Source organism: Clostridium sardiniense (assembly GCF_016907995.1).
GTDB classification, from domain to species: domain Bacteria; phylum Bacillota; class Clostridia; order Clostridiales; family Clostridiaceae; genus Clostridium; species Clostridium sardiniense.
The window spans coordinates 1-14,522 of record NZ_JAFBDA010000032.1; the positions used below are offsets into that span (position 1 = coordinate 1).

Sequence of the window (14,522 nt, forward strand, 5' to 3'; positions counted from 1 at the left end):
AATGTCAATGAGATTATAAAATTTGAAATTTTAATACCTAAATTAAAAAATCTACTAGCAAATATTAATATATACGCCCAAGAATATTTAATATCTACTAGCAGATTCAAAGGGTTTATAGATCTTATCACTAAAAATAGTGATGGTTCAGTTGATATTTTTGATTTCAAGTATTCCAATAACATTGAAAAATATCTCGAAAGCCCTCAATTATCATTATACAAATATTTTTTAGAGCAACAAGGATTTAAAGTAAGAAAATTAGGATTTATTTTTGTTCCTAAGACTTTCATAAGGCAAAAGAAAACAGAAGATCTTTATCAATTTAGAAAAAGATTAATAGAAACAGTTGAAGAACAAGAAATTATTTTAGAAGAAGTTAAATATAACCCCAATCATGTTATTGAGTTTTTTAATAACATAATAAACACTAAGGAAATTAAAGATTATACAAAAAATGTAACCAAGCTATGTGATTGGTGTGAATATAAAGATTATTGTCAGAGAGGAATTGATTATATGTTATTACCAAAGGTTGAAAGAGTTGATATAAATAAAGTTTCTTATATGAAAGGTTGGATTTATGGTGCTCCATTTAGTGGAAAGACTACATTTTTAGATAGTGCACCGGATCCATTGAATTTAAATACAGATGGTAACGTAAAGTATGTTACGATGCAAAGACTTCCAATAAAAGATGAAGTAACAGTAGAAGGAAGAATAACAAAAAGAAAATTCGCATGGGAAGTATTTAAAGATACAATTGATGAACTTGAAAAAGGTTCAGAGTTTAAAACTATAATTGTTGACTTAGTGGAAGATACAAGAGAAATGTGCCGTATCTTCATGTATGACAAGCTAGGCATACAACATGAATCCGATAGTGGTTTCGGTAAAGGATGGGATATCATAAAAACCGAATATCTTAGCACTATGAGAAGATTATTAAATTTAGAATATAATATTTTCTTAATTTCACATGAAGATGTATCAAAAGATATTACTAAAAAATCAGGGGATAAAATTACAAAGATTGCTCCAAATATTCAAGAAGCTATTGCAAATAAATTAGCTGGAATGGTCGATTTTGTTGGTAGAGTAATCGTAAATGAAGATAATACAAGAGTTTTAAGTTTTAAACAAAATGAAGTTACTTTCGGTGGTGGAAGATTAGGAATAAAAGAACAAGAAATACCACTAGAATGGGATAAGCTATTAGATGTTTATAACGAAGCTAAAGCTGAAGCCGATAAAAGAAGAAATGTTAAAAAAGGTGCAGCTTTAAAGGTAGAATCTAAAGAAGTAGTAATTCCTATTGAAAAGTTAGAAGAAACTTCAAAGGATGAAGAACCAAAAGAAGAAAAATCAGTTGAAGAAAAGCCTAAAAGAGCTAGAAAATCAAGAAAAAAGGATAAAGAATAGGGAGGATTTTGAATAATGGAATTATGGGAAAAGTTTGATAAAAATATAGATACTGAAGGATTAAAAAAGGATACCGAAGAAGCAAAAGAGAATGCTGGTAATTTTAAAGAAGTACCACATGGAGAATATGAAGTAGAAATTAGTAAAATTGAATTAAAGGCAACTAAGAAAGGTGATCCAATGTTAAGTATCTGGTTTAAGATCTTAACAGGAGAATATAAAGATTCATTAATATTCTATAACCAAGTATTAAATAATGGCTATGGCATACATAATGCAAATGAGTTTTTAAGATCACTTGAAACTGAAGTTGACGTAGATTTTGATAATTTCACTCAATACAATGAATTGCTATTAGATGTATTTGAAGCAGTAAATGGAAATTTAGAGTTTGCACTTAAATATAGTCAAAATGCTAAAAATGAAAAATACAGTGATTATGAAATAACAGAGGTATTTGAGAAAGAAGATTAGCTTTATTTGTCCAAGTTTAAAATGTCAGTTTCTTTTATAAAGATTAAAAGATGAAAGAGAGGTATTTCCTTTTGCTAACAATGAGTTCTCTAAGCTGACATTTAATTATATAATGGCTCCATTTATGGGGCCATTTCTAATGAAAGAGGGTAATTATATGTTTAGACCAGTTGATTATTATATAACTCCTGAAGAATATAAAATTGCAGAAAAGAATGGTATTTCTAAATGTACTTTAGAAAGAAGAATAAGGCTATATGGATGGGATAAACAAAGAGCTTTAACTCAAAAACCACATAAAAGACATGATAGATCTTACTGGATGAATGTAGCTAAAGAAAATGGGATAAAGAAATCAACTTTTTTGGGTAGAGTTAATAGACATGGTTGGAGTGAAGAAAAAGCTGCTACTACTGTAGTAGTAAAAACTGCAATTAGAAATAGAAAATATTCAGATAAAGTTTATAAAAGACTAGAAGAAAACGGAATAAGTAGACAACTCTTTTATGACAGAATAAGAAAAGGATGGGATATTGAAAGAGCAACAACAAGAAAGCCATTTACTAATCAGGAAAAAGCAGAATCATTAAAGAATAAAAATAGTTACTTTAAAGATCTTAATGAATTACACTGGGCTATTAGTAAATCAAAGTGTCATGTGTAAGTTAGGAGGACGTTTTGGAAGAAGAAATTATAATTAAAGAAATAAATGAAAATCAAGAAAAAACTTTAATGAATCTTAAAGAAAATAAAGAATGGATTCAAATAGATCTATATAAAGGTGGAACTGTTATTTTGATAGTTAGAGAAGATGTTGAAATGAAAGTTATTCCACAAGGACATATAGAGAAAGAATTTACCTTGGAATATAAGAATAAATCTTATTTTTTAAATAAGAATGGAGAAATAATTGCTATTGGATTAGGTATTACTAAATGGAATGATCCAATAAAAACTATAAGAAAGGAATAAAAGAAATGATATTTTATGACTTCGAGGTATTTAAATATGATTGGTTAGTAGTATTAAAAAATACTGATGATAGATCAACTACGGTGATAGTTAATGATAAAGATAAATTAACTGATTTTTATAATAACTATAAAGAAGAAATATGGTGTGGTTATAACTCTAGAAGTTATGATCAATATATTTTAAAAGGAATTTTAGCTGGATTTAATCCAAAAGATATTAATGATTGGATAATAGTAAAACATCAACCAGCATGGAAGTTTAGTTCTTTATTATTTAAAATACCTTTATTTAATTACGATGTTATGACGTCAATGCATGGTTTGAAGCAATTAGAGGGATTTATGGGGAACGATATAAGAGAAACTACAATTCCTTTTGATATAGATAGAAAATTAACGACTAAAGAATTAGATGAAGTTATTTTTTATTGTAATCATGATGTAGAGCAGACAATGGAAGTCTTTATTAATAGAATAGAGGAATTTGAAGCTCATATGGGATTAATAAAGACCTTTAAATTACCACTAAAATATATAAATAAAACTAAAGCTCAATTATCATCAATTATTTTAGGAGCAGTAAAGAAAGATCATGATGATGAATTTAATATATCTATAGTCGATACTATAAGGCTTAAAAAATATAAGTGGGTTTTAGAGTGGTACTTAAACCCACTAAATAAAGACTATAAAAAATCTTTAAAAGTTGATATAGAAGGAGTAATACATGTATTTAGTTGGGGTGGTTTACATGGAGCAAGATCTAATTATATTTCCGAAGGAATATTTGTAAATTCTGATGTAGGTAGTTTTTATCCAAGTGAAGGGATAGAATATAATTTTTTAAGTAGAAATATAACAAATAAATCAAAATATGAAGAAATATACGATTATAGAATGAAACTAAAACATGAAGGTAAAAAGAAAGAGCAACAACCATATAAAATTGTACTTAACGCAACTTATGGAGCAAGTAAAGATAAATACAACAATTTATATGATCCATTACAAGCAAATAATATTTGTGTAAATGGTCAATTAATGTTACTTGATTTAATAGAAAAAGTATTTGAAGTTTTACCAGGTGCTTTATTAATTCAATCTAATACAGATGGTGTAATGTTCAAATTAGAATGTAAAGATGATTTAAATATTTATAAAAAAGTTTGTAATGAATGGTGCAATAGAACAAGAATGACATTAGAGCATGACATAATAGAGAAAGTTATCCAAAAGGATGTAAATAATTATTATGTTGTAAAAGAAGGTGGAAAAGTTAAGAGTAAGGGTGCTTATGCTAAATCGTTAAATAAATTAGATTATGATTTACCAATAGTAAATGAAGCATTATATAACTACTTTATTAAAGATATTCCAGTTAAGACTACAATAAATGAATGTAAAGAACTAATAAAATTTCAAAAGGTAGTTAAAGTATCAGGTAAATATTTATGTGCTTATCATGGAAATAAAAGACTAGATGAAAAAGTATTGAGAGTATTTGCATCAAAGAATAATGATCCTGGAGTATTTAAAGTTAAAAGTGAAGGAGCCACAAAAGAAAAGATAGCAGGAACACCAATTAATTGTTTTATAAATAATGCAGATATAAAAGGTAAAAGGATACCTAGGAGATTGGACAAGGGTTGGTACATAGAAGTGGCCCAAAAAAGAATAAATGATTTTTTAGGAGTGAAATAGAAATGAAAAATACTGATGAAAAAGATATATATAGAAAAGTATTATTAGAGTTTGGCTCAAATATGCAGAAAATAGTTTGTATGGAGGAATGTGCAGAACTACAACAAGCATTAAGTAAAGATATAAGACATGATAATCATAATGTAGAAGAAGAAATAGCAGATGTAGAAATTATGATAGGTCAAATGAAGCTTTTATATGATATAGATAAAATAGAAAAAATAAAAGCTGAAAAGCTTAAAAGAATTTCAGATATAGTTGATCATTAGGAAGTGAAAATAATGTTTAAAGGATTTATACCAACAAAAGGCAAAAAGCCAACAGAAAAAATAAGAGGAAGAACGGATTTTTATAAATTAAAAGATGTTCAAAATTTAAAAGAATATGGTGGGGTACTTGATGATCCTTACATTATGATTGATATTGATGATAGCACTGAAGCGGAAATATTATTTAATATAGTCAAGGATCTTAAATTAAAATGCAATACAATAAAAACTTCAAGGGGAAGACATTTTTATTTTAAGAATACCGATGTGAGAAGAAATGCAGTCGGGAAAACATGTGCTTTAGGAATTACAGTAGATATTAAATTAGGCTCAAAAAATGCAGTAGTACCACTAAAAATAAATAATAAAGAGAGAGAAATAAAATTATTAAAAGAAGTGGACAACCTTCCAAGGTGGCTCCAAGTAGTTGAAAAAATACCTGACTTTTTTAATTTAGAAGAAGGTGACGGAAGAAACCAGGTATTTTTTAACTACATATTGAAGTTACAAAAATATAATTTTGCTAAGGATGAAATAAAAGAAGCAATAAAAATTATAAATAAATATATATTAAAAAATCCATTAGAAGAAAAAGAACTAAAGATCATACTGAGAAATGAAGCATTTCAAAAACCTAACTTTTATGATGGAAATAAACTTATGCATGATAAATTTGCCACTTTCTTAAAATGTGAGTGTAATTTAATAAAAATTGATAATATTCTTCATATATATAAAGATGGAATTTATATAAGCGATGTAAATGAAATAGAAAAGTCTATGATTAATTTTATTCCCACTCTTACAAAATCCAAAAGAGCTGAAGTTTTAGCATATTTAGATTTAATATGTGAAAATAAAAATTTAAGCGATCCAAATTACTTAGTTCTTAATAATGGATTGTTAGATATTAGTGATATGACTTTAAAGGAATTTGAACCATCTTATATATGTAAAAATAGAGTTCCAATAAATTATAATCCAGGTGCGTATAATGAAACTATGGATAAAACATTAAATAAAATATGTTGTAATGACAAAAATTTAAGAGCTTTAATTGAAGAAATGGTGGGTTATTGCATTTTTAGAAGAAATGAATTAGGTAAGGCCTTTATTTTAACTGGTGAAGGTAGTAATGGGAAATCAACTTTATTATCAATAATTAAAGCAATAGTTGGCCCTGATAATGTAGCAAGTATTGGATTAGATGAATTATGTCAAAGATTTAAAACTGCTGAATTATATGGGAAATTGACCAATATAGGTGATGATATAAGTAATAATTATATTCCAGATAACTCAACTTTTAAAAAATTAGTTACTGGAGAAACAGTTAATGTTGAAAGAAAGGGCAGAGATCCATTCGATTTTACCAACTATTCAAAATTAATTTTTTCAGCTAATGAAATGCCTAGAATTAATGATACAAGTAATGGGTTAATGAGAAGGTTAGTAATTATTCCTTTCAATGCAACATTTAGCGTTAAGGATGATGACTTTGATCCATTTATTAAAGATAAATTATTAGCTGATGATTCATTAGAATATATGCTTAGAATCTCAATTGATGCTTTAAAAAGAATTTTGGCTCACCGTAAATTTACAACAGTAACAGCAGTAGAAGAACAAATTAAAGAATATGAAAAAATAAATAATCCTATTCTTACATTTATAGATGAAAATAAATTAGAAAATGAATCTACTAAAGATATGTACTTAAAATATTCAAGTTGGTGTTCTGAAAGTGGTTTAAAGGCATTATCAAAAATAGCATTTAGTCGTGAAATATGTAAAAAAGGTTATAAAAGTAAGCAAATTAGAGTTGATGGAAAAAGAGTAAGTATATTTGTCTTAGATGTCTAAGATAAGCCTATGATATTTTTAAAACATATTAGACACTTATAAAGCTAGTAAATAAGCTATTTTAAAGGTAATTTGTCTAAGGTGTCTAAGATACTTTAACTTTCTTATATATAACTATATATAAATAAAAAAATATATAGTAATTATAAATAATATATATTATATATTCATCTTAGACACTTTATTAAGTAAAAATGCTTATAAATAGCATAACCAAGACATTTTAAAGGGTGTCTAAGATAAATAACAAAAAGGAGGAAAAATGAAAGAATATATAGAAGAATTATTAAAAAACTATAGAAAAAATAAGTTTAGAATAAATGATATTGATATAGAAATAGAAGAAATTCAAATGAATTTTGAAGGTATAAGGGGGTTAAATATTTCAAATGAAAAAACAGGCCCTACAAATAAATTTAATTCAGATGTAGAAAATGAAATAGTAAATAAAGAAAATAGAATAGATCAGCTAACACAAAATAAGATAAAACTACAAACGGAAATAAAAAGAACAGAAAATTTATTAAATTATTTAGAAGGAAGACATGAGAAAGTAATAAAATTTAGATATATTGACGGTTTAAAATGGAGTGTAATAAGTGAAAGGTTAGAAATAAGTGAACCAACTTGTAGAAAAGCTAGAGAAGATGCAATAGAAGAATTATCAAGTATATTAAGTTAATTACCTAAAACTTAACGAAAGTTTGTCTAAATATTTATGAAAGTTTATCTAAAACATTCTTTCAAGTTACTTTAATTAGGATTATAATATAGATAGTGAAAAAGTAAATAAAACAAAAGCACTTAGTAAAAACTAGGTGCTTTTTTAATTTTCAAATGTAAATAATGTAATGAAAGAAGGTGAGGGGATGCAATTAGGGAAAAAGCAATATCTAGCAATTCAATATATATTAGAAGGTAAGCAAATAACTGATATAGCTAAAGCTTTAGGAGTAGCAAGACAAACTATTTATAATTGGCTAGATGATGAAGAATTTAAAACTGAAGTGGACACGCTTAGGCGAGAAATTCAAACCTCTGCTAAGAACTATGTAGAGAACAATATAAAGCTATATATTGATGAAATAGAAGGATTAGCCTTGAATAAGGAAACAAGCTCTAAAGTTAAAGCTGATCTATTAAAATACCTTGTAGATAGGGTACTTGGTAAGACTACAACAAAGGTTGAGGTTAATGATAATAATACTAATAATACTGATAATGTAAACCTAGATGAATTAGTTAAGGAGTTTGAGAAACAAGGGGAATAATCTTGGGAAATATAATAAATAATCTTACTAGAAATACAACTAAAATTATTCCTTTTATGCATTAAATTAATGTAATTATTCATTGGTTATGCATTAATATTGTATATATCTATTGATAAGTACGCTCTAGGCTAGTAATACCAAGGGTTTGATGGGTATTCATTGATAGAAAAGGTTAGTTTATAAATTTCGCCAAACCTGTGTTTAGCGAAATTCTTTCAAAAAGGTACTTTAAATCAAATGGGAAATAACAACCTTTATTGGTTAGGGTGGCCCATTCTGATTTTGATTGTAAATGATTGGATGGGGTGTTAGTTATACAAAATTTATAAAAAATTTTAAACCGAGGGGGTGATTTTATTTATTACTTAGATGATAAAGAATTTTTAACAGAAATTCAACTAGAATTTTATTTAATTGCAAAGTACATGAAAAAGCATAAAAATATTAATTTAGAAGTTACTAATGTTAATGATCTTAAATTTATAAAAAATAATAAAAGAGCATTAGCAAGAAATTTAGGTGAGATTGATATTTCATTTTTTGCATTTTATTATTTAACAGATTTTTTTGTGGCTCAAGATAAGGAACCAGATAATAGAGAATCAAGTTCAACTCACTTAGAAGTTATGGAAGAACTTAATAAAATGTTTGTTAAAGATGAATTTGATAGAGAAGAATTTGTACTTCCTAGAGGATTTGCTAAATCTACAGTAGTAAATAAGTTACTTTCTACATGGGCTCATAGCTATAAGAAAAGTAAATTTACTGTTATTACTGGTAAAAATGAGAGAGATACTCAAGCGTTCATATTTGATACTAGAAAAATGCTTGAAAGCAGAAAAATAGTCGAAGAGTTTGGGGCACTGATTGATACTAGAGGCAGGAAAGTAAATGCAGATGATTTAGAATTAACTAATGATAGCATGATTAGTGCTAGATCATATAGTGGTACAATTAGAGGTATTAATTACAATAATATAAGACCACAAATTTTAATTTGTGATGATGTTCTTAAAGAAGAAGATACCAGATCTGAAGAAGCTATGCAGAAAATAGCTGATAAATACTATAAAGAGATATTAGAGTCAGGGGATAAGGCCAACTACAATAAAAAAGGTGAGAAAATAAAAAGTGATACTAAGTTTATTGTACTTGGAACACCACTCGCCAGTGGTGATTTTATTGAAACTATCGAAAATGATGCTACATTTAGAACATTTAGGCGTGGAGTAGTAAGTTTTGATATTGATGAATACTTTAAAAATAATGAATATTGGCTTAAATATAGAGAGCTGCTATTAGATATTGATGATAAAAAAAATATTGAAACTGCTGAGAAATTTTATAAGAATCATATCGATAAAATGAAATTTAATACTATTTGGGATGCTAAATATAGATGTTATAAAGATATTGCAAACGCCTATTTTACTAATAGACTTGCTTTCATGCAAGAATTAATGTGTGATACAAGTAAAATAGGTGATAATTGGATTGAAAGTATGGTTGAAAAAACTCCTGAAGAAATAGTTAATTATAAATGTAGTAAAAATATATTAACTATTGACCAATCAGCTACAAATAATAAAAAATCTGACTATACATCTATGACTAAACTAGGTAAATATAATAATTTCTATATAGTAAAAGAAGGTTCTTTATATAAATTTGATTCTGTAACGGAATTTGATTTATATATCGAAACTGTATTAGATAAATTAAGATCTGATGAAGATATAACTCATGTGTTCCTGGAGAAAAATACTTTTAAGGGAATAGATGCGACAAGGATTGAAGAAGGAATTAAGAAAGATCCTAAATTAAAGCGTAGGAAAATACAAGTTATTACAATATATAATACTAAAAATAAAGATGCAAGAATAATGACTATAACTGATAAGATAAATTCAGGTATAGTCATTTTTAATGCAGAAAATAAAGATTATAACAAACAGGTTAAAGAGTTCAAAGGTCAAAAATTTAGTATACATGATGATGCCATTGATAGTTTAGAAATGGGAATAAATAATATAGATACAATTAAAATTAAAAAAAGAGGTACTATGGCCTTTGGAAAACGTTAGGGGGTGAAAAGTATGGATGAAAATTTATTAAAAGATGTCAAAGATCTATATCAAAAATATCTAGCGAATAAAGATGATTATCAAAAAATGTGGGACTATTATGTTGGAAGCACTGATATAGAAACAACTTATCCTAAATCTAAGTTTGGTAATAATAGAAAAGTTAAAGCTAACTTTATTAAAAAATTTATAAATGAAGAAGTGGCCTTCGCTACTGGAAATAGTATAACTTATACTAGAGAATTAACTCTTGATGAAATAATTAATGGAGTTCAAGTACCTGAGGATAGTGTGGAAGTTCAATTAATAGATAAGATAATGAAATATAATCCTAATTCCGATGCTGAATTAATGACTAATCAGCTTATTTTTGGTCAAGCTATGGAAATGTATTATATAGATGATAATATGTTTAAAATTAGAAGATTAAGTCCATTAAACTCGTATGTTAAATTAGATTTAAATGGGAATGTTGAAAGTGCAATATATGTATATCAGAAAATAGATGATAAAAACAATACTGAAACTTTTATAAATTATTTTACTTCTGATGTGGTATATACTTTTAATGCAGATTTTAAAAAGATAAATGAAGAATCTCATTATCTAGGAATAATTCCGATTGGCTATTGTGAGTTAATTGATGGAAAAAATAATACTTTATTTAATGATTTAAAAAGTATTCAAGATAATTTGGAAAATATACTTTCAGATTTTGCTAATGAGATTGGTGATAACAGAATGAGTTACTTAATTTTGAAGAATTTAGGATTAAGTGAAGAACAAATAGAAGAAATAAAAACTAAAAACGAAGGAAAAGAACCAACAGCACAACAAATTGCCGAAACTATAATAAAATATTTTAGAGATAATGGTATTATTCTTATGGATGCAGATAAAGAAGTTGATTCAGATGCAAAATTTTTAGTAAAGCAGATTTCAAGTGATGTATATAAAACAATGTTAGATATAACAACGGATATGATATATCAATTATCACAACATATTAATTTAAATCAGCAACAGAGTTCTAATACTTCAGGTGTTGCTTTAATGACTAGGATAATATCACTTAGAAATAAAATAAAAATTCAACAAAATTGTATGAGTAAGGCTATAAGGACTAGATTATATTGTATAATCTCCTGGATAAATAGTAAATTTGGACAAATTTTAGATTCTAATAAAGTAGGTATTAAATATACTTTGAATGTTCCAAGTGATGATAGTGCGATGGCAGATATAATAACTAAATTAGTACCACAAGGAATAATATCAGCTGAAACTGCAATAGAAAATTTAAGTTTTGTAACAAACGCTAAAGCAGAACATGAAAAAGCACTAAAGGAAATTAAAGATAGAGAAGGATCTATGGGAGATGTTCCAGGTGATCCAGGTGTTTAATAGCAATTCTATTAAAGGTTTTAATAAGCTTACTAAAGATCAGCAATTTTTTGTACTTAATTTTTTGAAGTTTGCTAAGATCTTATATGATGAAGGTGAAAAATCATTAATTGATATCAATGAAATTCAAAATAAAAATGCTTCAGAGTTATTAAAAGAGATAGCTAATATAATGTTAAAATATAATATTTCTGATGATAAGATTGATATATCATTATTAGATAAAAGACCATTGATTAAAGAATTAGATGATAAAATTAATGAGTTGTTTAATAATGAATATAATCAAGAAAATAATATTGTAAAAAATACGCTAATCAATCAGGGAACGCAGAAATATAACATAAACAATTATCTTTTAAATTTAGGTATTGACTTTAAAATTAAGTCAATTTCAGATAAAAAACTTACTAATATATTGGAGAAAACCATAGATGGGAAAAACTATGGTGAAAGAATATGGGATAACAAGAATAAGATAGCAAAACAATTAAAGGTTAAGATTAGAGATTTCTTGAATGGTTCTATAAATTGTAATGATATTGAAAAAGTTATAATTGACAGATTTGAAGTAGATAAATCAGAATCTAAGAGATTAGTTAGAAATGAAATAGCAAGAGTGCAAAATCAAGTTAATGAACAATATTTTAAAGATAATGATGGTGAATATTTATTATATTCAGCTACTTTAGATACTCATACTTGTGATATATGTAAGGGTTATGATGGTAAGGTTTATAGAGTTGATGAAAATAGACCAGAGCTTCCAATACACGTTAATGATAGATGCACTTATATTCTTTTACCTGATAAGAATTATAGACCTAGTAAAAGAATTAATAATATAACCAAGAAAGACAGTGATTATACTACTTATAAAGAATGGGAAAATAGCATTAATAATGGTATAATTAATAATAAAGAATGGTTAAAATCTGAATTCTATAATGAAAAGAAATTTAGAAAACATATTGAAAAACATCTTAATGAATATGGTAATATAACTCCACAGGATTATTTAAATCAGGCTAGAAATTTATTAGCTCATGATATAGATAATGATGTTGAGGGATTTAGAAGTGAAGATGGTTTTATATTTAAATATAAGATAAGTACAAATGATTTTGCAATTGGTAGGGCAGATGGTAAAATTTCAACATTATTTAAACCTAAGGATGCTATAGAATATTGGAAAGAGCAGCAAAATCTTTATAAGAAAAAGGAGGTGTGACAATGAAATGTCCAGTTTGTGGTCATGAAGTAGATTCTTTTGATATTTGCGATAATTGTAATTATCAAAATAGTGGGATAAAAGAAAAAGATGATATTAAGGGGCCGAATGATGTAACATTAAAAGAAGCTAGAGAAAATTATAAGAAGTATGGAAAAATTGATTAATAAGCACTTACTTAGATAAAGAGTAGGTGCTTTTATTATGCAAAAAATTAACTATATAGGGGTAATTGCAACTATGTAGGGGATTAGGAGGAATTTAAAATGTTAAAAAAAGAGATTTTAGAATTAATTAAGGATATAGAAGAAGATAAAGAAATAGATGAAATAATCCTTAATAATGGTTTTGCAAAGCCATTAGATAAAGATGGTTTTAATGAATTACTTGCAAGTAATAAAGAAATTCAAGGGTTAGTAGATCAAAAGGTAACTAAAGGTATAGAAACTTTTAAAACTAATTCTATGGAAAAATTAATTGAAGCAGAAGTATTAAAAAGAACTAAGAAAGAAGAAACACCAGAACAAAAGGCTATTAGAGAACTTCAAGAGAAGTTAACTAATATGGAGAAAGAAAAAACTAAAGCCGAAATGGTATCTAAATTTAAAGATACTTTATCTGAAAAGAAAATACCTGGAGATTTAATAAACTTTATGTTGGGGGAAGATGATGATACCACAAATGCTAATATAACATTATTTGAAAATAGTATGAAAGATTATATAGATAGCCAGGTAAATGACAGACTAAACGGTGGATATAAACCACCTAAAGATGATGATAAGGGAGCTTCAACACTAGAAAGTGAAATGGCAGCTGCTATGGGAATAAAATAAAAAGAAAGAAGGAATGTTAAATGGCAAATACAATAAAAACTGCGAGTGTATTACAAAAAAATCTTGATAAAGCGATGGTACAACAATCTGTAACAGGTTGGATGGAAGAAAATGCAGGACAAGTTATTTATGATGGAGGTTCTGAAATTAAAATTCCTAAAATAGCTATGGATGGTTTAGGAAATTATGATAGAACTGATGGGTTTACTAAAGGTTCTCTTTCATTTGAATATGAAACTATGAAAATGAAACAAGATAGAGGTAGATCATTTAATTTTGATTCACAATATGTAAATGAAACTAATTATGGTTTAACTGCTGCTACTGTTATGGGAGAATTCCAAAGAACAAAAGTAACTCCAGAAGTTGATGCGTTTAGAATTTCAAAATTAGCAAAAATGGCTATAGATAATGAAGTTGCTGATTATAGTTATACTCCAAAGAAATCGGATGTTATTGCAACTTTTAAAAATGCACTAACAAAACTTAGAGATAATGATTTTAATGGTATCATAATGGTTCATTGTACTAATGATTTTAAAAATACTTTAGAACAAGCCATGATTGGAACATTAAATCCAGCTGCAAATACTGGTAGTGTAAATACTCAAATATATGATTATGACGGATGTTTATTAATTCCAACTGCAAGTAATAAAATGGTTTCTGGAATTAATATTTTAGATGGTAAAACTTCTGGCCAAGAAAAAGGAGGATTTGAAAAGGCAACTGGAGCGATAGATATGAATTTTATCATGATTGCTAAAGAGGTGCCACTTGCCGTCTCAAAGACTGATAAAGTTAGAATATTCGAACCATCAGTAAATCAAGATGCGGACGCTTGGAAAATGGATTATAGAAAATTCCATGATCTTTGGGTTATGGATAATAAGATAAAGGGTATGTATGCAAATTTTAAAGGTGCAAAACCTTCAGAAGTAGTTGAATCAGAAACAGTTGAATCAGGTAAAGAATAATTTATAAGGAGGG

15 protein-coding genes are annotated in these 14,522 nt (G+C 26.8%); all 15 read left to right on the forward strand.

Features of this window, described 5'->3' with window-relative positions:
- Positions 1-1,422, forward strand: a 1,422-nt coding sequence (locus JOC62_RS17210) for an AAA family ATPase (RefSeq protein WP_204596511.1), incomplete at its 5' end; no start/stop codon positions are given.
- 15 nt (positions 1,423-1,437) lie between these two features.
- Positions 1,438-1,896: a DUF669 domain-containing protein gene (locus JOC62_RS17215; RefSeq protein ID WP_207758209.1), complete on the forward strand. Its 459-nt coding sequence runs from the start codon at positions 1,438-1,440 to the stop codon at positions 1,894-1,896.
- Between the two features lie 157 nt (positions 1,897-2,053).
- Positions 2,054-2,560, forward strand: a complete 507-nt coding sequence (locus JOC62_RS17220; RefSeq protein WP_204596512.1) for a hypothetical protein — start codon at positions 2,054-2,056, stop codon at positions 2,558-2,560.
- Between the two features lie 14 nt (positions 2,561-2,574).
- Positions 2,575-2,868, forward strand: coding sequence for a hypothetical protein (locus JOC62_RS17225; protein WP_204596513.1), 294 nt, complete (start codon positions 2,575-2,577; stop codon positions 2,866-2,868).
- A gap of 5 nt (positions 2,869-2,873) precedes the next feature.
- Positions 2,874-4,571, forward strand: coding sequence for a hypothetical protein (locus JOC62_RS17230; protein ID WP_204596514.1), 1,698 nt, complete (start codon positions 2,874-2,876; stop codon positions 4,569-4,571).
- Between the two features lie 2 nt (positions 4,572-4,573).
- Complete coding sequence (locus tag JOC62_RS17235) at positions 4,574-4,840, forward strand: nucleoside triphosphate pyrophosphohydrolase family protein (RefSeq protein ID WP_204596515.1); 267 nt, start codon at positions 4,574-4,576, stop codon at positions 4,838-4,840.
- A gap of 12 nt (positions 4,841-4,852) precedes the next feature.
- Positions 4,853-6,703: a phage/plasmid primase, P4 family gene (locus JOC62_RS17240; RefSeq protein ID WP_204596516.1), complete on the forward strand. Its 1,851-nt coding sequence runs from the start codon at positions 4,853-4,855 to the stop codon at positions 6,701-6,703.
- Between the two features lie 262 nt (positions 6,704-6,965).
- A complete protein-coding gene (locus JOC62_RS17245; RefSeq protein ID WP_204596517.1) occupies positions 6,966-7,385 on the forward strand; it encodes a DUF1492 domain-containing protein in 420 nt (139 codons plus the stop codon).
- A 187-nt stretch (positions 7,386-7,572) separates the two neighbouring features.
- Positions 7,573-7,974 carry a helix-turn-helix domain-containing protein gene (locus JOC62_RS17250; RefSeq protein WP_204596518.1) on the forward strand — a complete coding sequence of 134 codons (402 nt, stop codon included), beginning with the start codon at positions 7,573-7,575 and terminating at the stop codon, positions 7,972-7,974.
- Positions 7,975-8,402: 428 nt separating this feature from the next.
- On the forward strand, positions 8,403-10,061 hold the full coding sequence (locus JOC62_RS17255; RefSeq protein WP_204596519.1) for a hypothetical protein: 1,659 nt from the start codon (positions 8,403-8,405) through the stop codon (positions 10,059-10,061).
- A 12-nt stretch (positions 10,062-10,073) separates the two neighbouring features.
- Entirely contained in the window at positions 10,074-11,465 is a 1,392-nt protein-coding gene (locus JOC62_RS17260; RefSeq protein WP_204596520.1) for a phage portal protein, read from the forward strand.
- A complete protein-coding gene (locus JOC62_RS17265; RefSeq protein WP_204596521.1) occupies positions 11,449-12,696 on the forward strand; it encodes a minor capsid protein in 1,248 nt (415 codons plus the stop codon). The genes JOC62_RS17260 and JOC62_RS17265 overlap by 17 nt, the downstream gene beginning before the upstream one ends.
- Before the next feature lie 2 nt (positions 12,697-12,698).
- Positions 12,699-12,863 (forward strand): CPCC family cysteine-rich protein, encoded by a 165-nt coding sequence (locus JOC62_RS17270; RefSeq protein ID WP_204596522.1) that lies wholly within the window; start codon positions 12,699-12,701, stop codon positions 12,861-12,863.
- A gap of 99 nt (positions 12,864-12,962) precedes the next feature.
- The gene (locus tag JOC62_RS17275; protein ID WP_204596523.1) at positions 12,963-13,532 is read left to right on the forward strand and encodes a DUF4355 domain-containing protein; all 570 of its coding nucleotides are present in this window, start codon (positions 12,963-12,965) and stop codon (positions 13,530-13,532) included.
- Between the two features lie 20 nt (positions 13,533-13,552).
- Positions 13,553-14,509, forward strand: coding sequence for a hypothetical protein (locus JOC62_RS17280; protein WP_204596524.1), 957 nt, complete (start codon positions 13,553-13,555; stop codon positions 14,507-14,509).
- Positions 14,510-14,522: the final 13 nt, after the last annotated feature.